This is a genomic window from Legionella nigrisilvae, assembly GCF_977063395.2.
Genome location: NZ_CDRUGZ020000019.1, coordinates 262,413 through 284,194, shown reverse-complemented (window position 1 = coordinate 284,194; position 21,782 = coordinate 262,413). Strand labels below are relative to the sequence as shown.

Here is a 21,782-nt window from a genome sequence, read left to right as displayed (position 1 = left end):
CAATATACTCCTAATCGGGTTACTTTTTTAAGGGTTACAATAATCACAATATTGTGGCTCAGCTGCTTCTAACCCGTCTTTCCTGGGGTGAGTCTCCCGATAATCACATTGAATGCAGCCCCAAACTTCGTGAAGGTAGAAGGAAGTCGGGGATGTGCAATCATTGCAAGGAAGACTGCCTGAGGTTTCTTTAAACCCAAAACCAGGAGCACCACAATTGGGGCAACAACATTGAATTCGATGAGCTAGTTTTTCTGCGAGTTCAGAAATCGCCTGCATCCTCAAGGGATTCATCATGGCTCTCATATCCGTTGCAAGAAAGAGTTCATTTTCTTGTTGGAAGCCAAGAGACAATGCGGTCTCGAGGGCCTCCTTGTCTCTGATTCCTTTGGCAATAACCGTTTTATCTTTGTTGGTTTGCAGGGTTAGAGCATGCTCGGGAAAACCGGCTTTTTCTAAAAATTCGTCAAGCTCTGTTTTTGGGGTTATGGTCATCATACGATAATTTGTTTTGGTTGTTGTAAATTGCTCTGCAATCACCCAATTGTTTTTGCGATCTAAAAATACCATGATTTCATGGTCGCTGGGAATAAATGGAAATGCAGGATGCGGACCAAAACTTCCTTCACTCGCAATCGCCAAATCATACCCGTAGTGCTCCGCACCACGCCTTGCTTTTAAAACGCAGGTATCATACGGAGTTAATGTCCTTGCTATCTCACCAGTAAAGGTCCCAAATTGGTCGGTATCGAAATCGTGCACATCCAGTGTGCACGAGAGTTTAGCAAAAAATACTTCAGCAATTGCTTTTTCTTTCTCATGTTTTGAGGCAAGCAAAACCGACTTATTTCGATAGTCCATCATTATGCTCCAGTGATTGAGTGGAAATAATCCATTCGGGCTACATCAACATCTGAAACAAACATTACACCGGAATTTTGTTGAAATAAAGTTTTCATTCCTAGAGCAAGGGTTGCAATCACTTCCTCCGGGGCTACGGCAAGAAACATAATCAATGAAGCCCTATCATTGAATAATATTTTTCCTTCATGAAATCCGTTATGGCCTTTACCTGATATATTTCTGAATATCGTAAATCCGGTGACTTTTGCCTCTTCCATCATCGAGCTGATGAGTTGCTCATGCTCTCCAGAGACTATGATTTCTATTTTTTTCATAGGATGGAGGTTAATACCAATATCCTTGCGTTCTTGAACTTTGATAACATTCATTTTTTTCTCCTCATTTTAGTGTGCTAAAATCCAATTGCCATCTTGATTGAGCTTATAGGCTTGACCATCACTTGGTTCAATGATGATGAGGTGAACCCATTCATTGAAGAACAATGTTTTTAAAATCGCTTGACGCGCAATGATGTTTGCTACACGTGCCTTTGGTGCATAGACTACGGTCAGTAAACGTTGCGGTTGATGGTATGGGGTTTCATCGCGACTCATCACTGATTGCAAAGGCAACCCATGCATTAAATCACTGCCATTGCCTTGCAGGATTCCCATTTTACCGGTGACATTGTGGGTGATTTTACTGCCACTTCCATAAGCAACATTATCGAGAGTTGAAAACAAATATTGCGTATTAATCCATTGCGCAACCACCATGGGTGCAGTCAGAATTGTTTCTAGGAAACTTCCTTCGGGGTCTTGTTCCCAGTCATAAGAATGTAAAAAGCATCGGCCATCAAGATTGATGTTTTTTGTTAATGACCGTGACGCCACAATAAAAGCAGCATTGCGCGCAAGCCCCCATTCAGGTCTTGTTTCAGACCAATCCTGACTTCTTCGCGTAATGTCTTTTTCTGCATGCTTTGAATTTAATTTTCTACCACGTTCTGAATTATTACTCGATTTTGCCTTCTCCAAATCAATAAGTAACTGATTGACTAATTCTGGATAAATTACTTTACTTGTATCCAGGTTATAAAGCTCAATAGAGTCGGTGGTAGTATTGTGTAGTGCGGCATAAAAAAGCGTGTCGATTGGAATGTGAATTCCTTTATCTTCCAAAGCTCTTCGAACGTCATTTTTATTGAGGATTCTGGCTAAAAGCTTGGCATTGGTTCCACCATGATTCCCGCCACAAGCACCACAATCTAGAGCAGATGCGTAGGGATTGTTTTCGGTGGTGCTTCCATGACCGCAAAGAACAATCAGTTTTGCAAAATCTGAAGTGAGCCCCATAAGTCGTAATACGGTTTCGGCATAATCAATCTGCTCACTTAAAGCGATGCCACATTCCACATTATCCTCATTTAATTCAAATGAGGGCTCTGTTTGAAGTTGAGGTACAATCAAATGATTTAATGCTTGGCTTGTTTTTTTGGTATAACTTGGGGCAAGCGATTGCAAAAGCATCTTCAGGCCACACCAAGCACCAAGTGTTTCAACCAAAGCAAAAGGCGTTGCAAAATTATATTTTAATTCTTGATAGATTTTGCCAAGGGTAGTCTTAATCGTCTTTCCCTGTTGGTGTTGCTCCATTAAAAAGCTATTTGCTGCAATTGGTTTTTCATCAACATGAAAACGTGGTTTTAATAATACAGGACAGCAGTCTTTTGTTTTACTACTCCCAAACTCCTGTACTCGAATGGGGAGGCCAAAAAAGCCAGCAAATCCTAGAGTTTCATAATTTCCCAGCTTTTCGATACCGCGTCGTATGGGTTCTGAGCGGACATCAATACAAAACACCAGTTGCGCATCTGCTCGTTGGTTCTTGGTGAACTCCTGATTAGCTTCAGGCAGCAGTGTTTTTAGCAATGCCTGCTCGTAGTTTTTTTCATTGTTTTTTATTTCTTTAAGAGCCTCCTGAACCAAATAGCCATTTTCTTCGCTTTTTTTTTCACAAGTTGCGTCAGGCCAAAGCAAACAGGTAATGATCAGACGTACCGCAAGAAAGTCAGTGAGTGTCACCGGTTGTTTGTCTGCTGTTGTGGGATTTTGCCAGTGGGTTTTCCATTTCACAAAACCCGCCCATCCCGGTAAATAAAGAAAGGTTTGGGTGATGAATTCTTCGGCTTTGTCTGCGGGTACCTGCAGTTTTTCCAGACAAAGCATAATTGCTTCTTCTGGGCAACAAGGCAAAGTCATTAACCATTGTTTTGCCTCTTTTTTATTCTGATGCAACTTTTTGTCAAAACACGCTAATTTTAAAAATCCAAAATAGAACCCTTTGTCTCGATGCGGCATTTCGATAGCACCTTGTCCAGCATCAAAAAAACCACCACACCATTTAATCATCTGCAGGTTGACGTTTTCCAAAGGACGATTGCGTGGAGCTTCATTTCGTCTAAAACCACCTTTTGCTAAGGCTTCTTCAAAACTTTGAGCTTCAAATCCATGCAAGGGGTTGCACGCGATAAATGTTTCTAATGGCCAAACCGGAGCAATACGTTGGGCTGCATTTTCGACTAAGGCCCGCACTTCAAGTCTCTTATTTTGGGTTTTGACTGAAGTATTTGTTTTTATAGGGTGCTCATTTGTTTTTTCTTTGTTCGTTATTACTCTTGCTGTGCTCATGATTACTCCTTAGGGTAATTAGTATTTATAATCAGACCGTACTGCTGTGATAGTGCTTGGTGAAGGCTGGCTTTGGTTGAACAAGTTCACGTAGAGCCTGCACCAGAAATTGGATTCTTTAATTTTTTTCATAAACCCAAGGTTAATTAGTAACCAGGGCAATACGAGTAGAGCTAAAGTACCTAGATGCAGCATTGATAGCTTGGGCAAGTAATACTGAGTTAAGTTAGGAAGAAGTAATTCAATCGCATGAATACTTGCGCCATAAACTAAACCGGCTAAGGAAGACATCAAGAGTCCAATCGCCATGTTGATGATCGACAAGCGATTGCTCAATAATGCGAGCATCAATTGCGTTCCTGCAATGAATGCAAAAACCAGTAAGAATGAGGTTGCTTGTAGAGATAGGATGGGCTTATTCGTCATAAACGCAAAACCAAGCATGCCTAAAAACCCACCAATACTTGCAATTAAAAAGATAATTGGTTTGTATGCAGACTCTCTAGGCTCGTTACTTTTTTGCGCAATGACAGAGCCCGAGCTTAGGAACAAATAGGCTTTAAACAAACCATGCCAACACAAGTGAGCTACAGCGGCGGCAAATAATCCTAGACCGCATTGCATCATCATAAATCCCATTTGCGCCAGGGTGGAGCAAGCCAGCATTTTCTTAATATCATGCTGCATAAGCTTCCAAAAAGTTCCTAAGAATGCTGAGATGGATCCTAGAATGAATACAATCATGAGTAAGTGACTCGATGCCGCAAAGAGTGGGGCAAATTTTACAATCAGTATTCCACCGCCATTTACAAGACCTGCATGCATCAGCGCAGAAACAGGGGTTGGCGAATTTAAAGAGCTAATCAGCCAGCGATGAAATGGCCAAATCGCGGATTGGGTTAATGCGGTGAGCATAATTAGCGTCATTGCAGGCACAAAAACAGAAGAACTTATAATTTCTTTCTGGTTTAAAGCCTGAATGGAAGTAGTGTCAGTGCTTAAGGTTATTAATATGAAGGAGGTTAATAAACTGATGCTCCCTGCTAATAAGCAATTTAGGGTGAGCCGACCCGAATTTCTGGCTGCAGTCCATTCGCTTTTATGAACCATTAAGACAACTAATAACAGGTTGCTTAGCGACCAGGAAAGCCAAAACAGAAAGAGGTTGTCAGCAAGAACCATAACTACAGCACTTAAGGTAATGGCTGCTAAGGTACAAAAATAACGCGAATAAAGTCGGTCGCCATCCATGTACCTTAGAGAAAACCGATGAACGATAAAGCTTACTACTAAAATTAAACTACATAATAATAGACTTAAGGTATTAAAGCTGATGAGCAAATAAGTCACCGGCATTTCTGAAAAGCTCAGATGGCTTAATAGAAAAACACCGATTATAAATCCAAGGCCGATAAAGAGACTTGCCAAGCGAGCCGCAGAGCCAGCTCTTTTCCTGTCACTAAAACAGTTAATGAGCAGTGCGTAGGCTGGACATGCCAGAAGTGCACTATATAAAAAAAGTATTATTGTATTCACAGTATTCACCATTAGAAATTGTTCTGCTAGAATGGAAATATATTAGATAAACTGATATAAGTAAAATTAATAATTTTTATGCACTTCATTAGGAGTTCTAATGAGTCTTGATACAGTGACCTTGCAATGCTTCTTGGCGGTTGCAGAAACACAAAGTTTTACAAAAGCAGCCCTTCGGGTCGGACGCACTCAATCTGCAATCAGTCAGCAGATTGCAAAACTCGAACAACTGATTGAAAAACCATTAATTCTTCGTGGGCGTGAGTTGTCTCTGACCCCTGATGGAGAGCTTTTTCTCGGCTATGCAAAGAGGATTTATGAACTTCATCGTGAATCACTTGACCGATTTAAAGCGCCAGATCTTCGTGGCGAGCTTCGTTTTGGTTTACCTGAGGATTTTGCTTCGATGATTTTATCGGAGGTACTAGTTGAGTTTTCCCGACTGCATCCCCGAGTGATGCTCAATGTTGAGTGTGATCTGACTCTTAATTTAATTGAGCGATTTAATCATGGCGATTTTGATTTGATCTTAATTAAAACCAATCAAAGAAATCAAATTGCTGAAGGCGTAGATGTGTGGAATGAGCCAGTCGATTGGGTAGCGAAAAGAGAGCTTTTGACTCAATTTAACAAAACCACACCAATTCCGCTGGTGCTTTCACCAACACCTTGTGTCTACCGTGGGAACGTAATTGGTTCTCTAGAGAAACATCACTTAAACTGGCGTCTTGTGTTTAGTAGTCCAAGTTTTGCTGGGAAAATGGCTGCGGTGCGGGCAGGTTTAGGCATTACTGCGATACAACGCAGTATGATTCCCAGCGATCTTGACCGTCTTGATGAAGATTTTTTACCAAAGTTAAGTGATATTCATGTATCTTTGTTAAAAAAGAAAGAAAATAATAAAGCGATTGAATCACTTGAGTTTTTTATACTAAAGAAATTAAAACATTAATGTCTTAAGATAAAAAGGATAATTAGAAAAGAAATGAATTCTATTAAAGATGTTTTAGACAGACCAACAGTGATATCAATTGCTCTCATCAGTCTTGTAGCAAGCCTATTAACGTTGAGCATCCCGATCGCAGCACAGACATTAATTAATCTAATTGCCTTTGGAAAATTAATGCAGCCTGTAGTTACTTTGAGCCTCATTGTTTTCATCTTGATGATGGCTCTTGGTGCCTTAAATGTTTGGCAAATAGTAATTCTCGAGGTCATTCAGCAAAAATTAATGGTAAAAATAAGTCTAAACCTTACCAATCATTTTACTCGCTTGTCCTTAGATAGTTTTTCAACGCATCATGGTCCTGAATTGGTGAATCGCTTTTTTGAAGTGGTTACCATCAAAAAATCACTTTCGAGCCTTTTGCTATATGGAGTGAATTTAGGTCTGCAACTTTTCCTGGGGTTATTACTACTACTGGTTTATCATCCGCTATTTATTATTTTTGACACTTTTATCCTTCTCAGTATCGTGTTAATTATCTTCATCCCATATCGTAAGGGATTAGATAGTGCAAAAAAGGAGTGTGCGCAAAAACACCAAGTAGGTGCCTGGCTAGAAGAACTTTTAATTAATCGATTTTTATTCCGCTTTAGTAACTACAATCACTATGCTACTTTACAGTCCGACAGGCATTTGGTGTCTTTTTTGAATGCAAGAAACACTCATTTTCGACAACTTATTAAGCACCAAATTGGTTTTTATCTCCTCTCTGCGTTTTCAAGTAGCCTCCTTTTGGGATTAGGAGGATATCTCGTTATCAAAAATCAATTGAGTTTGGGACAACTTGTAGCTGCTGAAATTGTACTTGGTGCATTAATTTATGCATTTAAAAGATTTGGTGTGCTTTTAGAAAATTATTACGATTTAGTGTCCTCAGAAAGCAAGATGGATGCAGTCCTGAACTTACCTCTTGAGGAAATCAAAAATGAGCTTCATGCTTTATTTCTACCTATGAGGACAATCGAAATAGGTATCTTTGATGAGACCAAAGTAAATGCTTCATTGGAAAAGCCATTAGTGGTTTATTCTCAAGATGCAGAATCCTGCAAATCATTTGCCGAATCACTTTTGGGTTTTGGAAAAAAATGTAACATGGACGTTTTAGTCAATCAAAGTATTTGTAATGAAGAGCATCGAACAGCACTACGTCAATACAGTTTATTGTTGCGAAAACCAGAATTGTTTGCCGGCAGCATTTATGACAATCTCGTGTTAAATCATAAAAATACATCACACAAAATTATTATTGAGCAATTTAATGAATTGGGACTCTCAAAAAAACTAATGCATCAACCTGATGGCTTAAAAACAGTTATTTATGATTGGCAAAATGAATTTACAGAATTTGAACTCATTGCCCTGATGGTTATTCGTGCTGTCCTACTGCAGCCACAATTACTCATTATTGACCGAACTTTTGATGGATTAGAGAAAGATAAAATTGACTTACTCATGACGCGATTACTGAATTTAAAAAATACCATTTTGATCTTAATCACTCAAACTCATGAGCTTAAAGAAATGACAAATTGCGTGGTGCTTCCATGAAATTACATGCCTATACCATGATTGCAAAACTCCCAAAGCCGCAAAAAATTGCCAAAATAATTTTTATTATCGCTCTAGTTATCGTTTTATTTTTAAGTTTTACTCCTTGGCAACAGTTTGCTCTTGGCGATGGCAAGGTGATCGCTTACTCCCCAACCGAAAGACTTCATACATTGAACTCCCCAATCAATGGGCGTATTAAAAAATGGTATGTCGATGAGGGGATGAGGGTAAAACCGGGCGATCTTCTAGTTGAAATTAGTGATAATGATCCGGAGTTATTAAAGCGATTGGAGTTGGAAAAGAAAGCGATAGCCCTGCGGAGAGAAGCCGCAGAACAATCAATAGTAGCGGGGAAAGCCAATTTAGTACGACAAAAAAGATTGTACGAGCAAGGAATTAATTCAAAACGTCAGTTTGAATTGGCACAAATTGAATATTCAAAATACCAAAGTGAGTTAGCACAAGCAAATATTGACATGGTCGATGTTGATGTACGAATTGCACGTCAACAGACACAACTCATAAAAGCACAAGTGGCCGGTGTTATTTTTAAACGATTGACAGGGCAAGAGAGTGTCGTCGTCAAATTAGGAGATGTTCTGGCACAAATCATTCCCGAGACTGAATCACGCGCGGTGGAGTTATGGATTGATGGCAATGATATTCCATTTGTTCGACTTCATCAAAAAGCTCGCTTACAGTTCGAAGGATGGCCTGCAATCCAATTTAGAGGTTGGCCTGAAATTGCCGTAGGTACTTTTGGAGGGACTGTTTCTTTTATAGATCCCACGGACAATGGTATAGGATTATTTCGTGCAGTTATTGTTCCTGATGAACCTTGGCCACAAACACGATTTTTACGGCAGGGTGTCCGTGTTCATGGTTGGGTTCAATTGGGGAGGGTGCCTTTATGGTACGAACTGTGGCGGCAATATAATGGTTTCCCTCCTGAAAGTACTTCAGAGAAGAGTCAGCCATGAATCGATTTTTCTCTCCTACCGGATTTAAATATCAGCTCATCCTGGGTTTTATTTGTTTACCCCTTTCGGCTTTCAGTGCGGCAAGCGAACAAAATAAATTAACCCTGGATAAAGTGCTCCGGAGTGTTTCTTATTATTATCCAAAAATTAAAATAGCACGGCTGGAAATTACCAAGGCTCAAGGCGAGCATTTGAGTGCATTGGGAAGGTTTGATCCCTCTCTCGATGCAGCCACTCGATCACAACCCCTTGGTGGCTATATTAACAATTACGGAGATACCCAGCTTACTGTTCCTACCTTCTATAACGGAGTCAAATTATTTGCAGGTTATAGAAATGGGAACGGGAACTGGCCCATTTATTATCAAAACTACTTAACGAATTCAGGAGGGGAGTATCGAGCTGGACTTTCATTTCCTTTACTCCGTGACCGAGCAATTGATAAGGAACGAACCAATTTATTGACTACCGCTGAGTCAATTGAAATGAAAAAGCACGACTCGGAGGCGATTAAAATTCAAATATACCAAGAAACAATTAAAGCGTATTGGCAATGGGTAGAAGCAGGATTGCAATTAAAAACCTTTAGACAGTTATTGAAATTAGCTCGAAAGCGACAGGTCGCAATCGAACAACAAGCAAATCAAGGTGATCTGCCTAAACTGGCAATCATTGAAAATATGCAACAAATAATCCAGAGAGAGCAATTACTTAACCAGGGAATGATGATATTTGAACAGGCCGGAATTAATTTATCTTTGTATTATAGAGATGAAAAAGGAAATCCTAAAATTCCTTTGGAAAAGAGTCTTCCTTCGCATATTTTGATGCAGCCACGTCAATTAGCACAAGGGTTATCTCAGTTAGCCCGCCATCCTTCATTAGAAAGGCTACAAAATTACTCAAGAATAATTAAGCTTAAGCGTGACTTAGCGCAAAATGAGCTACTTCCCAATTTGGATGCTACTGCATATACATTTAAGCAAAACGGCAGTGGAGGATATCCTGAATTAATTCCACAGGCAGCTTTTATAGGAGTTTCTTTCAAATTTCCTGTATTACAACGAGAAGCCAAAGGCAGATTAATTCGCACCCAAAGTGAATTGGAGCAAATAAGAGCCGAGAGAAGGTTTACGTATGAGCAGCTTAAAAATCAACTGACCAATCTTTACATTGGGATAAGAAGAATCCATAAACAAGTAGATTATTTAAAAAAAGAGTATCATTTGGCACTAAAGGTTCAACAAGGAGAGTCACAAAAATTCTATGAAGGGGACAGTACTTTGTTCCTAGTGAATCAGCGAGAACAGCTAACCACCCAGGTGCAACTGAATTGGATAAATGCTCAGGTACAACAGGAGGAGTTAAAAGATTTGGTGCGTTTCTTTTCCTCAACGGAAGTGGAAAAGTAAGATAAAAAATTTTCTTAGGAGTATTTTAACGGTTGCGGTTTAGCTTAAATTTTCAATCCTGTTTGTTCGTCAGATTTTTGTTCAGCTATTTGTCTCGCTTGCTCAGGGCATTGTTTGGCAACACCACCAATGTTGTGAGTAAACAACGCCTTAACGCCTAGGTCATTCGAATGATATTTAAAGGTAAATAAATCTCTCCTACAGCATTTTCCGTTATCGGGAATGTATAAAACTACACTTTCTTCATCCAGTTTTTCACTTTGAAGTTCTTCAATGCCATAGAGAATGCTAGTTGTATTTTTAGAATTATGCCAAGCTAATGCTTCCTTCAGTGTTTTCTCTTCTCCGCCCTTTCCTGTGCCTTTGACGTTGAAGGCTTTGGGCATACTATCGTCCCTTAAATTATCAATTACATTTGCAATTAGATAAGTCGGCAAAGTTATTGGTAAAAATGCGACTATTGCTACTATCCCAGAAAAAAGAAATCGCGGAACTTGATTAAAAATAAAATTAATCATTCCGCTTACTGCAAATAATGTTGATTCGAAACTATTAGTTTTATTTTTTCTTGATAATTCGTTATATCGCTCAGTCATAAATACGTCAAGTCTTGCAAGGGCACCAGGTATACCTAAGGTAAGGACATCAAATAAACCAAAGGAAGGATCTTCGTCCGTTACCGACATATCGCCGTTAATAACCATAAAAGAGTCAAAAAATTTGGTACCAAGCGAGGTACGTAGAGTTCGTGCATGTGGATAAATTTTAGATTCAAAAATGAAGTGTAAGGGATTTTTCATGGTTGAGGCCTTTAAGAAACGGGTATGAAAAACAGTTTACAAAGAGGAAATTAACTGAATATTAAGTAATGTTCGTAATATGCGAAGTTTATACAAATCTTAAGTGAAGAGGCTTTGATCAGACCGAATTCATTTTTAAGTCCGTTTACTGTGAAAAAACTGTGCTGCAATTGGCTGTTTCCATATGTATCGTAATAAAAATGCAGATACATGATTTTGAGTCGGCCTTCAATAAGGGCTGGGTAAAATCCCAGCCCTCTTTATTTTACAAACCATAATAATCTGAAATTGTTCTACTCATTTCTGGGGAAAAATCAGGCCAATGATCTTTATCAAAACCTGGGGAATTTTCCAATCGTTCTTTATCTATATTTAAAATAAAACAATCTTCATCAGGATTATAAGTAAAAGCATTCCATGGAATTGCGAAATATTTATTACCAAAATTCATGAAGCCTCCAAAATCAAGAACTAGATAAGTAACTTTTCCAGAAAGCTTATCAATTACCATTTCAGCGACTTCTCCTAAATCTTCCAGTGCGTTGTTTTTAACTGCAACACCTACAACCTCTCCAGAACGAACATTTGAATTAGCCATTTTATTTCATCCTTGTTTGATAATTTAAAGATTAAGCAGCTACCGTATCTTTAGTTGCTGCTCTCCATTTACTCTCATTACTAAGGGATATAATCGATTGTAACGCTACCCATCTAGCTGTTATTACTTTTATTCGATATCAAATAGTTAGTAAGATTCCTGGGTAATCAATACTCTTTTTTAAATTCTTCTATTAAAGCTTAATAAGGAAAGTCTGTTTGTCAAATCACTTTGTTTAATTAATTTACAATGAATAGCCAAATGCAAGCTCAAAATTTAAACTGGGTGAACTTTATCTTTATGGATTGCCTTTGTGTATAATGCATCCCTATGTTTACCACCAGAGAACTCACATTTGGATCACGAGAATCAAACACCATACGCGCAGCTGGATCCAAATGCCATTTTGGATGCAATTGAAAGCACAGGTTTTATTTGCACAGGCAGCCTGATTGCACTGAATAGCTATGAAAACCGAGTTTACCAAATCGGATTAGAAAATGCTGAGCCCCTCATTGCTAAGTTTTATAGGCCTAATCGTTGGAGTTCTGCAGCTATTTTAGAAGAACATCAGTTTTCTCTTGAATTAGCACAACATGAAATTCCCATTATTGCCCCCCTTATGATAAAGGATCAAACCCTGCATCATCATCATGAATTCCGATTTGCACTCTTTCCTAGACGCGGAGGCCATGCACTTGAACTAGATAATAGTGAGCAGCTGGAATGGATGGGCCGTTTTTTAGGTCGCTTACACCGAGTAGGTGCCTGCCAAGCATTCAATCACCGCATTCAATTAAATGTGCAAAATTATGGGCATGATCCTTACAACTTTCTTATTGACCAAAATTTTATCCCAGATTATTTAGTCACCAATTTTTGCAACACTGTAGAAAGGGTACTCCACAAAATTAAACAGGTTTTTGAAGCCATTGGAAATGTTTCTTCACTACGCTTACACGGTGATTGCCATGCAGGAAATGTGTTATGGAGTGAATCAGGTCCTCATATCGTTGATTTAGATGATTGCCTGATGGGACCGGCGATACAGGATATTTGGATGTTGCTTTCTGGTGAAACGGATCAAATGAATTTACAATTGGACAAGATTTTACAAGGTTATTGTGAATTTCATGATTTTAAGCCGCATGAACGTCATTTAATCGAACCTTTACGGACGCTGCGTATGTTGCATTATTCAGGATGGCTTGCAAAACGCTGGAACGACCCAGCTTTTCCGGTAAGTTTCCCATGGTTTAACACGCCTGTATATTGGCAAAATCTGTTGGTGAACCTTATCGAACAGGAGGAATTACTAGACCAGATCGAACCCTTAGTTTGAGCAATGGAAAGTCTTGAACCACTCAAATAAAATGAGTCTTTATAGGGCAAGATAATTAAAATTTAAACTTTGCACCACATGATCATTTGGTATAATCAACCACCAACGAGCATTATGAGTAAAGAAATTGGCAATATCTAAAACTAATAAAACCATCATTTCGAATTTTTTTAAAAATTATAACGAACTTTCGGGTTGGCGACGATGGATATTCCCAATCAAATTTACACAGCCAACCAATGAAAAGAATGCCTTTATTATTTGTAATTTTTTATTAAGTAGCTGGTTTTCATCTTTTTGGCGCTCCGTATTCCCTTTTTTGGACACTTTTGCTAAAAGTGATTTGCATCGATCCAACCAAATTATAGGGAATTTTGATTTATTTAATGAAAACAATTTTAATGTGATAGCCGCACATGAAAATCCCTATGATCTTTGGGATGCCCTATCGACCATTGGAATTTCGTATAAAGAAAAATTGGATGACCAATATACCCATAATGTAGTCTTTCTTACTGGCCACAGAGCACAGGCTAATTTTGAACGAATAGCAAATCATAAAAATCCGAATGAACTTCTTGATTCCTTTGTAGCGTTTCTTTCTTATAGTGAGATTTCAACGATTTATGCTTCAAGTCAAAATTCAAAAGAAACCCTTCAAGCCGATCTTGATGCCATTGCAAGCAGTGAATATAATCCGAGACAAGTTGGGAAAGCGCTCCATCTACTCTATTGTTCGCAAAAGAAAATAGACCAAGCTGATCGTACTTTGATCGCAGAAAAACCTTCTAGAGATAGTGTACAGGCTCTTTGTTTTGCCCGACAAGCGGGTTTATTAGAAGGACCGTTAGCTCAGGATATTCGTGATCTGATAAAAACAAGTCACAATCCTCTCGTTGCTATTTCAGTTGTTCATACCCTCCAACTCGAAGGTTTATTAGATGAACGGATGGGTAAGGAAATTTGTGCCGGGAATGCCCTTATGTACTCTCCAAAAGAAATTCCTTTAGCTCTCAACGCTTTACACGGCCTCTCACTATCCTCCATAGAAAATAATCGTAAGCTGCTTATTGCATGCAATGCTCCCAAAAAGTTTATCGATCTCCTAAATTGCCTTCAAGAAAACAACCTTTTAAATGCACCTCTTGCCCAAAGAAATTTTGATCTTGCTGTTGGAAAAGTACATTTTGAAGCATTTCACTCCATGGTTTCCAGCCTTCATTCAGCTGATCTATTGAGGGAGGAACAAGGACAGGAAAATTATGAAAAAATTGCGCAATGTGACGAATCTCTGGCGCCTTTGTTCAAACTATTAAATCAAAGTAATCTATTAAACCAAGAATCTTTTGATCGTATTATTCACCACCAAAAATGCTTAAGACTCAATATTTGGCAAAAAATTCCGCCGGATACTTTTGAAAAAGACCATCTTCTCAATATTCTTAGGATTTGTGATAATGATTCCCAAGGTCAGTTATCTAAGATGTCCGCTTGCATAAAATACATTAACGCAAATGTTCTGAAGAAAAACAGAAAGCCTGAAGAGCCCACTTTCAGTGATAATACAAATGATTTAGTCGCTAGTACATCGCTCCAAAATTTTTAATAGAATTTTAGGTTAGCCATGTTAGAGAATGAGGGATACATGGCTTTTTAAATTTTTGTAAACTATTGAGCGATTTCCTAATTTATCCATTTATTCAATAATTATCCCTCCATTTAAATACCGCGTACACAAGTTTGTTAAGCATCACACCTACATACTTTCTTTCTTATATGCAGTTATTTCGTATAAGGCGTAAGTTTTCCCTAAGTTCCCAAAGTTAAAATAAAAGTTGAACTTAAAGTCGATAAATCATTGTCTGAAATGTAGTTGAATTCTTGAGTCATTAAAGAAATGAGATCAGGAAGGCCATGCCTATCGCACATCAACCAGGAGCGCATAATGAATATAATCGATCTGATGAAGGAACTTCACTATCCCACTAGTGAAGGAGGCGTATGTAAAGGATTAGCACTTATGGCCCAAAGAGCGCATTGGGCAGGACAATCTGATCAATTTAAAGCAAGAATGGCCTACCTGCGCGGGCTTAAACCAAACCAATTAGAAGATTTATTACTGAGCGCGAAGCAACACGATAAAGATTTGCGAGAACACAGAACGATTGCCCCTTTATCCCAGAATGAACAAATATTATTAACCGTAGATGCTTTTTTCTTTCAGATCTGGGCTCACTTCAACCCGAGTGAAACCCAGAAATTTTTAGACCTTAATCATGGCCAATTGTTCAATCAACTTGAAACACTTAAAATTGAAGAAGTAATGTATGATAAGGATTCTGTGGATAAAACAATTTCTCCATTACCCAACCCCGATCGTTTTCTATTTACCGCATCCAATGATAATTGTGATGGATTGAAAACTTTTTTTGAAACCATAAAAAGTATGGTGATGTATCGCCCGGTTGCGTCATTTCCTCTGCAAATCATGACATCCACGTTATTTTTGATAAAGAAAACAATAAATGGGTATTAACTAATCATGATGATATTTTAGAACGTGAATCAATAGATGAGATTACAGCAGAAATTATCTATGCATTTAAAAAAAGACGCTTAACAGACGATATCGTTAATATTTCTATTGGTGTTTATACTGATAAAAAAATGGAAAGAGCTCAATCTCTTTCGCAGGATCTGACTAAGATTACCAACCAAGCATTTGAAAAAATGCTGCAGAATACATCCGATATTAATCGAACAGATGTATATGGAACTACTTTGTTACATGTCGCTGCAATGTATGGGTTTAGCGATAAAGTCTCACAATTAGCCCAAAGAAACGATATTGATTTAAATGGAATAAATGACAGTCATCTTTCCGCATTAATGTTAGCAATAATGTTCAGCCATGCGGAGGTGGTAAACGAGCTATTAAAATATCCGATGAATAAAGCTGCTACGATGCATGAACTAGAATCAGCCCTATTTTTTGCTTCAGCTCATAGTAGCGTTGAAATTGTAGAAGCAGTGTTAAAGAAGTTTGGTATTCCAAATATTTATTTAGATGCTCTTAATCCCTTGAGCGGTGCAGTGATCAATAATAAATATGACGTGATACATCGATTGCTTAGAGAGCCTGCTATTAAAAAAAGCAGTATTTTACCGTATGCCTTATATAAAAAAAGCGACAGTAAAACAATTGATATATTGTTAGCTTCCCCAGATATAGGACTCAATTCAACTCACATGTCATTCGGGGCATTGCATTTAGCTGCAGAAAGAGGGGATATTGCGCTGACAAAAGCCTTATTGGCGACAGGCAAACAGGTTACCCCTATGAATGACGAAACCTTATGGCGTTGGATGCCTTTTGAGCAAATTATTGCACCTACTTATCACGCTAATACTATTTATCTTTCCCATACCGGCGAATACAAGGTTTTTAATATTCATGGTGAAGTACGTACAGGAACTGTGGATACGAGTACTTTTGATTTGTCCGGATTGCGTCCCTATAACTTTGGATTGCTTTCGAGTTTAGAAAATGATCCTGAAAAAGCACTTCCTGGTCATATCTATTTATCCCAAGAGGGCACCTATATAGTACGTAATCATAATGGAACCCTACATTCAGGGATTATTCCAAATGATTTTATTTCTATTTTAAACTTGGAAGAACTCGATATTGAAATAGTGAAACCCAATTTTCAATCTCGAATACTCTTTGCCCTCACACAAGCAGGCCACACCGAAATTAACTCAGTTTTTGAAAACCCAGATATACAACGGCGCCTACTCTCTGCATTGGTTCACGCGGGTAGTATCATTTCATTTATCGATGTGAATCTTGAAGGCCCGCAACGCGATAAAGCCATTAACCTTGCAGCCCAAAATGGACATTTAAATATCGTGCGCGAATTACTTCAGCATCCCGATATCGATGTAAATTACCAACGCGGATTATCTAAGCCAATTTTATTAAATCAAATTGTTCGCTTAAAGACTCCTGAGTCAATAAAAACCCTGGAACTTCTATTAGATCACTCAAGAATTGACGTGAATTTGGCCGATAGTGCTTCAAAGAGTCCCTTATGTACTGCAGTCCAATGTGGCAATTTTGACGCTGTTGAGGCATTACTAAAGCATAAAGCAATTGATGTGAATCAAGGAAATCCGTTGGAAATTGCAATTAGGGAAGGGCACTATGATATTTTAAAATTATTAATAAAACACCCGCAAATAAATGTAAACCAACGTACCTCTAATGGCTTACTTCCTGTATGTTATGCGATGGAATATGCGGATCAAAATTCATTTAGATATGATAAATACGTACAAGCCCTACTGAGTCACGAGAATGTTTTTACACAATTGGATACCCAATCCAATGACTTAAATGGTTATTGGAAAAATTATTACCAAGCCCAACCATTAATCCAGTGCATTCACCAAATTATAGAATCATTAGTTATATATCATAATGGATATACAAAACTCGTAATACTCGATAAACCGCCTACTGAGGCTGAGCTCGATAAAAATACTGTTGCGCTAATAAATAAGGATAATGAGTGGATTGTATATCGTAGAATAGAAAATAATGTAGTGCATTTCGTCATCGATAAAAACGCTTTAGATGCTGATAAGGTAAAAAGTATCGATATCAGACTCCACAATAAAATATATAACGATCATGAACTGATTGATTACATGTTGCTTCTATCTTCTTATACTTATATCGATGTAATCGATGGGTTACAATTTGAGTTATCGGATTTTATTTCTGATCTTCAACATTGTGAGTTTGACAAAGACGGAATTAGCTTCGCAATTGAGAATATATTTAATCGAGTCATTGGTATGTGTAACTCAGCACAAAACAGTAAAACGCCACTTTTTTTTAATGAGAAGTCAGGACCTAATTTTAATCCCCTATGCAATAATGCAAAACAAGAATGTATCAAGCGAATAGAGCAATTTGAATGCAGCATACAACTGCCTCAGGCTGCATAGCCAAAGTGCGGGTCGCTAGGTAAAATAAAAGGGGACACAGATTCTAATTAAAAGAAAGATCACTCATATTCTGGCTCAGATCGGTCTCGAAAGATTTATGTTTATCGAAAAATTTAAAGCTTAGAGCGGGTTCAAAGAGGAAGTTGAATCGTTCGCCGGAAAAGTTAATGCTTTTAACATAATGCGCTCCCCTAAATATGTTTAGATCTTTTAAATCCTCCTCGGTTTTCTTTTTAGGAAGTAATGAATTATATTTTTTTAATAAAGCTAATATAATCTCTTCTTCCGTTGCGCTTTTCATTTCTAATTTACTACACTCGAATCTTCCATTTCCGTTATAAATACACTCAACATGTTGCCATTCTTGTAGAGGACAATTTATATGTCCATATATTATTACTTTTTTACCTATTTGGAGTTCTTCTTCGCAAGAATCCAGCCCCATGGTCCTCATATCGATATTTTCAGGTGTTAATTCAATAGGAAATGCACAAAAATCCTCGTTATAAATTTCCAAAAAATGAAACTCAGCTTCCTTTTCTGTCATTAACGGAGAGCCAAAACCCCGATATTTCTCATTTCCCATAAACATTGTGTGGAGGCCATTACCATCTTTCGAATAATCATACAGGCTTGCATGACTGTATTCTTGAAAATTGGAAAGATACAACCAATCGCCAGGGATATAATCTTCTTTTTTTAAGACAGGAGAGTAAGGAAAGATTTCTAACATCTCCTGTTTATGATCCCCAATCAAAAGACCATCCGCGATTATAAGCGGGTGGCTTTTAAAAAGGTGATTAAAATTTTTTGCGCCGATAGTATCTAATAATGCTTTATACTGGATACACATCATCATGCTATGGCATTCAAGAACTATTTTTGTTGTATCATCAAAAATGGAATCTATTGCTTCAGAGGGTAATACTTCTTCTTTTACTTTAAAAAGTCCTAATTTGTTATTTGCTTGGATCCAATAGTTTTTATTGAGTTGTAGATAATTAGCTTCAGCTGTAGGATATTGATAATTACCATCAAGCGAATGAAATTTCTCATTATTCATGAGTTTGACTGCATTTAACCTAAATGCAACTTCATAATTAAAATGTTCTAGTGATTTAAATCGTCGATCACTACTAACTAATTTGATAATTATTTCACGTTGGAGAGGGTCTTGGCTCATGCAAGATAATGCAATTTTTCTTATTTCGAGTTGCGTTAAAATGTCTTTAATTGTTGGCCAGGCTTTTGCAAGATTAAGACAAAATTGTTGGTTAAGATAGGTGGTATTTATTAAATTAGCCTCATAAGACTTAAAAATTGCAAAATATTCTGCATCTTTTTTTAAATCGTTTGTATCACTGAATACAACTGTCCTTTTTGATTTGACCAACATATTAAATCGTTCTAAATTTGCAGATCTTATTTTAAGTAATTCTTCTATTAGTTCCTTATCAAGGGTGGTATCTGACTCAAAATTTTCTCTTATCTTGATATTTTTTGAATTTTTATAACTAATTAAAAACATAACATCTATTCCAATCTATAAATTTATATAACTTAGTCATATTGATTATTATATCACCAAGACATTTAGATAAGGAATTAAATTCAATTTTCAGCTTAGCAATCTTAGGTAGGTTCAGGAACCCAACCTACGATTGCTCAATTGTTCTCCCTGATCAATGAGGAACATCAATCAATTGCGTCTGCCCCCCATTGCTGATATCTCAGGGCAAATACTCAAATTAAGAGGTTAGTTTTTTGAATTAACTGGATAACTATCCCCGGGTTTTGCTCCAACCATAACTATTGTTGCGCCATTTTTAGAATGACTGCTAACGCAAGTGTAAGCAGGTAGAATGAAATATTCTCCTTTGCTATAGGTTGTTGTTTTACCATTAATATGAAGGTGAAGGGTTCCTTCCATAATGACAACAAGCAATTTGTGTTTGTAAAAATGTGGTGGATGGTTGTGGCCTGCAGGAAGTTTGGCAATTCCTCCTTTCATTTCTTTAAACAAGACAGCTTGTCGGGTGGATTTGCTGTAACTATTGCCTATTGATTGCCATTTCTCATGTTTCGCCGTGCCCGATTCAAATGATTCGGCATTACCTTTGCACTGAGCAAACCCTGAAGTGGATAAACTAAGTAATAATATTGTACCTGCTGAGATAGAAATTAAAACTTTACGAATGATGTTGTTCATGTTCTTCCTTGATTTTGGGGTATCCATATATATATCAGACTAAGGAAGTTTTTGTCTAGATTGAAAAAGTACATAGAAATTCCCCTTAGGTCCCTGAACGCATGCTTATAGTGGTCGTTATCCAAATATGATCATTGAATAATTCGATAATTGTCTGGAGTTCTTCCATTTTATTTTTATAATACACACTTTTTGCTCAGTTAAATTTAAGGGTTGTCATTAATGCAAGATAAAAAAGAGGCGAGTACGATTGAAGGATTTAAGATAAATCCTAAAAAAAACCTCACACGAGATAGGATGATTAGCTTAATCAAGGCCATAGAAGGCTCTCAAAGAGAGGAAGTTCCTTTAAATGAAGGAATAGACATTATTATGGAGGAGATGGCATTCTTTGCATCGATTCAAGAGTTTCAAAATGCCTTAATTGCTTTGAATCAATTAGCTGCTCAAATAGTACATTTTCCAAACGAGGAAGCTTTTCTTGAGTGTTTACAGAAAGAAACCCACCCTTCTGTTTTAAAAACCCAACAAGTCGCTTACTTTTTTGCATTAATGAATGAAGTAGTAAAACATCAAAATGAACTCATAATCACTGGAAGTAAAGAAGACAAAAATATCGAAAATGAGATTCTTCCTTTCTGTGTTTTAAGCAATGCCAAAAGAGCTTTAAAATTTCTTACCCCGATGCTTTCTCCACTACGAATCGATCCTCAATATCGGAGTGGATTTGATAATGATGTTGCAAAGTTAGACATATTTTTTAGCTGTCTTAGAACACATAAAGAGTGTTGGATAAACGACCGTTATTTTTATCGTCAAGCCACTCATTTACCCGCCTGGGATAGTTTATACATTGAATCATTTCATAATATTTTTAACGATATTTCGAATAAAAACTATATATTTTCTATTTTAAATAATATTCAAGAACGACTCATAATGTGTAAAGATTCCTCTTATCCTGCCTTTATTCATTACAATACAACGGATGTAAAAGAGTTATTTTTGAATATTAGTCAATATTTGGGCAACGATAATTTAATTCAGAAAAAAATTGAAGAACAAATAGCTTCTGGAGCTACCATGCGTTCTTTTAATCAGGAGTGTCAAAGAGCAGGATCTAAGACCTTATTATTAGGAGGAACTTATGGAAATGGATGTGTTCTTGCTGCGGCCCAAAAATATGGAAAAACTATTTTCACCAAAACAAATGGGAGTTTTCAGGCGTCCTATCCTCATTGTCGTTGGGTCAATTATCACAAAAAGCCTTATATTCATGAACACTCACTCATTGATCCGCAAATTACCGAAGGATTTGATCCTTTTAATCCAAAACAGAATGTTGAGAAACAAGGCTTTAGCGAGTTTCCTGCGCTATTAGAGGTGAGTCATCGATATAAAACCAATTTTTTAACATTTGAGTTAGGGCAAGTTAGAAGTTTAGCCGCTTTGCCGTTCGAACAACAACGCCAATTAATTCGCTCAGAGGGTGTGGATTATTCTAAATTAGCTCATTTCAAACCCAGTACTTTATCAAGAATTAGACAGCGGAGTGAACAAGATAAGTCACACTATCCTATTTTATCATGGATGCAAAGGGGCAGCAGACCTACGGTTAATTTGAAGAGACATCGTCAAGAACATTCTGACGAAGGCCCAAGTTCTACTCAAAATATGGCTCCTTAATTGATTTAGTTCAGAGTATACAGAACCGCTTGTAAAAGGGTCATTACCATTTATGCATTTTCTGGAGTATTTAGAGATTTAAATTTTTTATGGTGCAAGTAATCTTTTTCAGA

17 protein-coding genes are annotated in these 21,782 nt (G+C 37.4%); 9 read left to right on the top strand and 8 right to left on the bottom strand.

The window, feature by feature from the left end:
• Positions 1-27 precede the first annotated feature (27 nt).
• From ACWTE2_RS06290 to ACWTE2_RS06275, 4 genes are read right to left on the bottom strand one after another with little or no spacing between them, the layout of a single operon-like run.
• On the bottom strand, positions 28-864 hold the full coding sequence (locus ACWTE2_RS06290) for a DUF6671 family protein (protein ID WP_454784656.1): 837 nt from the start codon (positions 862-864) through the stop codon (positions 28-30).
• Complete coding sequence (locus ACWTE2_RS06285) at positions 864-1,232, bottom strand: P-II family nitrogen regulator (protein ID WP_182391901.1); 369 nt, start codon at positions 1,230-1,232, stop codon at positions 864-866. Before ACWTE2_RS06285 ends, ACWTE2_RS06290 begins: the two co-directional genes overlap by 1 nt.
• A gap of 15 nt (positions 1,233-1,247) precedes the next feature.
• Complete coding sequence (locus tag ACWTE2_RS06280) at positions 1,248-3,533, bottom strand: DUF2309 domain-containing protein (protein WP_454784655.1); 2,286 nt, start codon at positions 3,531-3,533, stop codon at positions 1,248-1,250.
• 18 nt (positions 3,534-3,551) lie between these two features.
• Complete coding sequence (locus tag ACWTE2_RS06275) at positions 3,552-5,069, bottom strand: proton-conducting transporter transmembrane domain-containing protein (protein WP_454784654.1); 1,518 nt, start codon at positions 5,067-5,069, stop codon at positions 3,552-3,554.
• A gap of 100 nt (positions 5,070-5,169) precedes the next feature.
• Between ACWTE2_RS06275 and ACWTE2_RS06270 the strand changes: the two genes are divergently transcribed.
• Genes ACWTE2_RS06270 through ACWTE2_RS06255 form a run of 4 tightly spaced genes read left to right on the top strand, consistent with a single transcriptional unit; the run spans position 5,170 to position 10,018 of the window.
• A complete protein-coding gene (locus tag ACWTE2_RS06270) occupies positions 5,170-6,021 on the top strand; it encodes a LysR substrate-binding domain-containing protein (RefSeq protein WP_182391898.1) in 852 nt (283 codons plus the stop codon).
• A 33-nt stretch (positions 6,022-6,054) separates the two neighbouring features.
• The gene (locus ACWTE2_RS06265; RefSeq protein WP_454784653.1) at positions 6,055-7,623 is read left to right on the top strand and encodes an ABC transporter transmembrane domain-containing protein; all 1,569 of its coding nucleotides are present in this window, start codon (positions 6,055-6,057) and stop codon (positions 7,621-7,623) included.
• Positions 7,620-8,606 carry an HlyD family secretion protein gene (locus tag ACWTE2_RS06260; RefSeq protein ID WP_454784652.1) on the top strand — a complete coding sequence of 329 codons (987 nt, stop codon included), beginning with the start codon at positions 7,620-7,622 and terminating at the stop codon, positions 8,604-8,606. The genes ACWTE2_RS06265 and ACWTE2_RS06260 overlap by 4 nt, the downstream gene beginning before the upstream one ends.
• Complete coding sequence (locus tag ACWTE2_RS06255) at positions 8,603-10,018, top strand: TolC family protein (RefSeq protein WP_454784651.1); 1,416 nt, start codon at positions 8,603-8,605, stop codon at positions 10,016-10,018. Before ACWTE2_RS06260 ends, ACWTE2_RS06255 begins: the two co-directional genes overlap by 4 nt.
• A gap of 44 nt (positions 10,019-10,062) precedes the next feature.
• Here the strand turns inward: ACWTE2_RS06255 and ACWTE2_RS06250 are convergent, their stop codons facing one another.
• Positions 10,063-10,818 carry a hypothetical protein gene (locus ACWTE2_RS06250; RefSeq protein ID WP_454784650.1) on the bottom strand — a complete coding sequence of 252 codons (756 nt, stop codon included), beginning with the start codon at positions 10,816-10,818 and terminating at the stop codon, positions 10,063-10,065.
• 265 nt (positions 10,819-11,083) lie between these two features.
• Entirely contained in the window at positions 11,084-11,416 is a 333-nt protein-coding gene (locus tag ACWTE2_RS06245; protein WP_454784649.1) for a PRC-barrel domain-containing protein, read from the bottom strand.
• 355 nt (positions 11,417-11,771) lie between these two features.
• On the opposite strand from ACWTE2_RS06245, the gene ACWTE2_RS06240 reads away from it, so the two are divergent.
• From ACWTE2_RS06240 to ACWTE2_RS06225, 4 genes are all read left to right on the top strand, one after another.
• Positions 11,772-12,758 (top strand): serine/threonine protein kinase, encoded by a 987-nt coding sequence (locus tag ACWTE2_RS06240; RefSeq protein WP_454785017.1) that lies wholly within the window; start codon positions 11,772-11,774, stop codon positions 12,756-12,758.
• A gap of 127 nt (positions 12,759-12,885) precedes the next feature.
• Entirely contained in the window at positions 12,886-14,364 is a 1,479-nt protein-coding gene (locus tag ACWTE2_RS06235) for a hypothetical protein (protein WP_454784648.1), read from the top strand.
• A 339-nt stretch (positions 14,365-14,703) separates the two neighbouring features.
• Entirely contained in the window at positions 14,704-15,294 is a 591-nt protein-coding gene (locus ACWTE2_RS06230; protein WP_454784647.1) for a hypothetical protein, read from the top strand.
• Between the two features lie 131 nt (positions 15,295-15,425).
• Positions 15,426-17,774: an ankyrin repeat domain-containing protein gene (locus ACWTE2_RS06225; protein ID WP_454784646.1), complete on the top strand. Its 2,349-nt coding sequence runs from the start codon at positions 15,426-15,428 to the stop codon at positions 17,772-17,774.
• 43 nt (positions 17,775-17,817) lie between these two features.
• Here ACWTE2_RS06225 and ACWTE2_RS06220 read toward each other — a convergent pair whose 3' ends face one another.
• Both ACWTE2_RS06220 and ACWTE2_RS06215 read right to left on the bottom strand, forming a co-directional pair.
• Positions 17,818-19,302: a transglutaminase gene (locus ACWTE2_RS06220; RefSeq protein ID WP_454784645.1), complete on the bottom strand. Its 1,485-nt coding sequence runs from the start codon at positions 19,300-19,302 to the stop codon at positions 17,818-17,820.
• Positions 19,303-19,530: 228 nt separating this feature from the next.
• Complete coding sequence (locus ACWTE2_RS06215) at positions 19,531-19,983, bottom strand: cupin domain-containing protein (protein WP_454784644.1); 453 nt, start codon at positions 19,981-19,983, stop codon at positions 19,531-19,533.
• Positions 19,984-20,205: 222 nt separating this feature from the next.
• Between ACWTE2_RS06215 and ACWTE2_RS06210 the strand changes: the two genes are divergently transcribed.
• Positions 20,206-21,669: a hypothetical protein gene (locus ACWTE2_RS06210; RefSeq protein ID WP_454784643.1), complete on the top strand. Its 1,464-nt coding sequence runs from the start codon at positions 20,206-20,208 to the stop codon at positions 21,667-21,669.
• Positions 21,670-21,782 lie beyond the last annotated feature (113 nt).

Excerpts from the sequence above, each read along its gene's own strand:
- ACWTE2_RS06290 (WP_454784656.1), bottom strand. The coding sequence starts at position 864 with ATGATGGACTATCGAAATAAGTCGGTTTTGCTTGCCTCAAAACATGAG.
- ACWTE2_RS06285 (WP_182391901.1), bottom strand. The coding sequence starts at position 1,232 with ATGAATGTTATCAAAGTTCAAGAACGCAAGGATATTGGTATTAACCTC.
- ACWTE2_RS06280 (WP_454784655.1), bottom strand. The coding sequence starts at position 3,533 with ATGAGCACAGCAAGAGTAATAACGAACAAAGAAAAAACAAATGAGCAC.
- ACWTE2_RS06270 (WP_182391898.1), top strand. The coding sequence starts at position 5,170 with ATGAGTCTTGATACAGTGACCTTGCAATGCTTCTTGGCGGTTGCAGAA.
- ACWTE2_RS06265 (WP_454784653.1), top strand. The coding sequence starts at position 6,055 with ATGAATTCTATTAAAGATGTTTTAGACAGACCAACAGTGATATCAATT.
- ACWTE2_RS06260 (WP_454784652.1), top strand. The coding sequence starts at position 7,620 with ATGAAATTACATGCCTATACCATGATTGCAAAACTCCCAAAGCCGCAA.
- ACWTE2_RS06255 (WP_454784651.1), top strand. The coding sequence starts at position 8,603 with ATGAATCGATTTTTCTCTCCTACCGGATTTAAATATCAGCTCATCCTG.
- ACWTE2_RS06250 (WP_454784650.1), bottom strand. The coding sequence starts at position 10,818 with ATGAAAAATCCCTTACACTTCATTTTTGAATCTAAAATTTATCCACAT.
- ACWTE2_RS06245 (WP_454784649.1), bottom strand. The coding sequence starts at position 11,416 with ATGGCTAATTCAAATGTTCGTTCTGGAGAGGTTGTAGGTGTTGCAGTT.
- ACWTE2_RS06230 (WP_454784647.1), top strand. The coding sequence starts at position 14,704 with ATGAATATAATCGATCTGATGAAGGAACTTCACTATCCCACTAGTGAA.
- ACWTE2_RS06225 (WP_454784646.1), top strand. The coding sequence starts at position 15,426 with ATGGAAAGAGCTCAATCTCTTTCGCAGGATCTGACTAAGATTACCAAC.
- ACWTE2_RS06220 (WP_454784645.1), bottom strand. The coding sequence starts at position 19,302 with ATGTTTTTAATTAGTTATAAAAATTCAAAAAATATCAAGATAAGAGAA.
- ACWTE2_RS06215 (WP_454784644.1), bottom strand. The coding sequence starts at position 19,983 with ATGAACAACATCATTCGTAAAGTTTTAATTTCTATCTCAGCAGGTACA.
- ACWTE2_RS06210 (WP_454784643.1), top strand. The coding sequence starts at position 20,206 with ATGCAAGATAAAAAAGAGGCGAGTACGATTGAAGGATTTAAGATAAAT.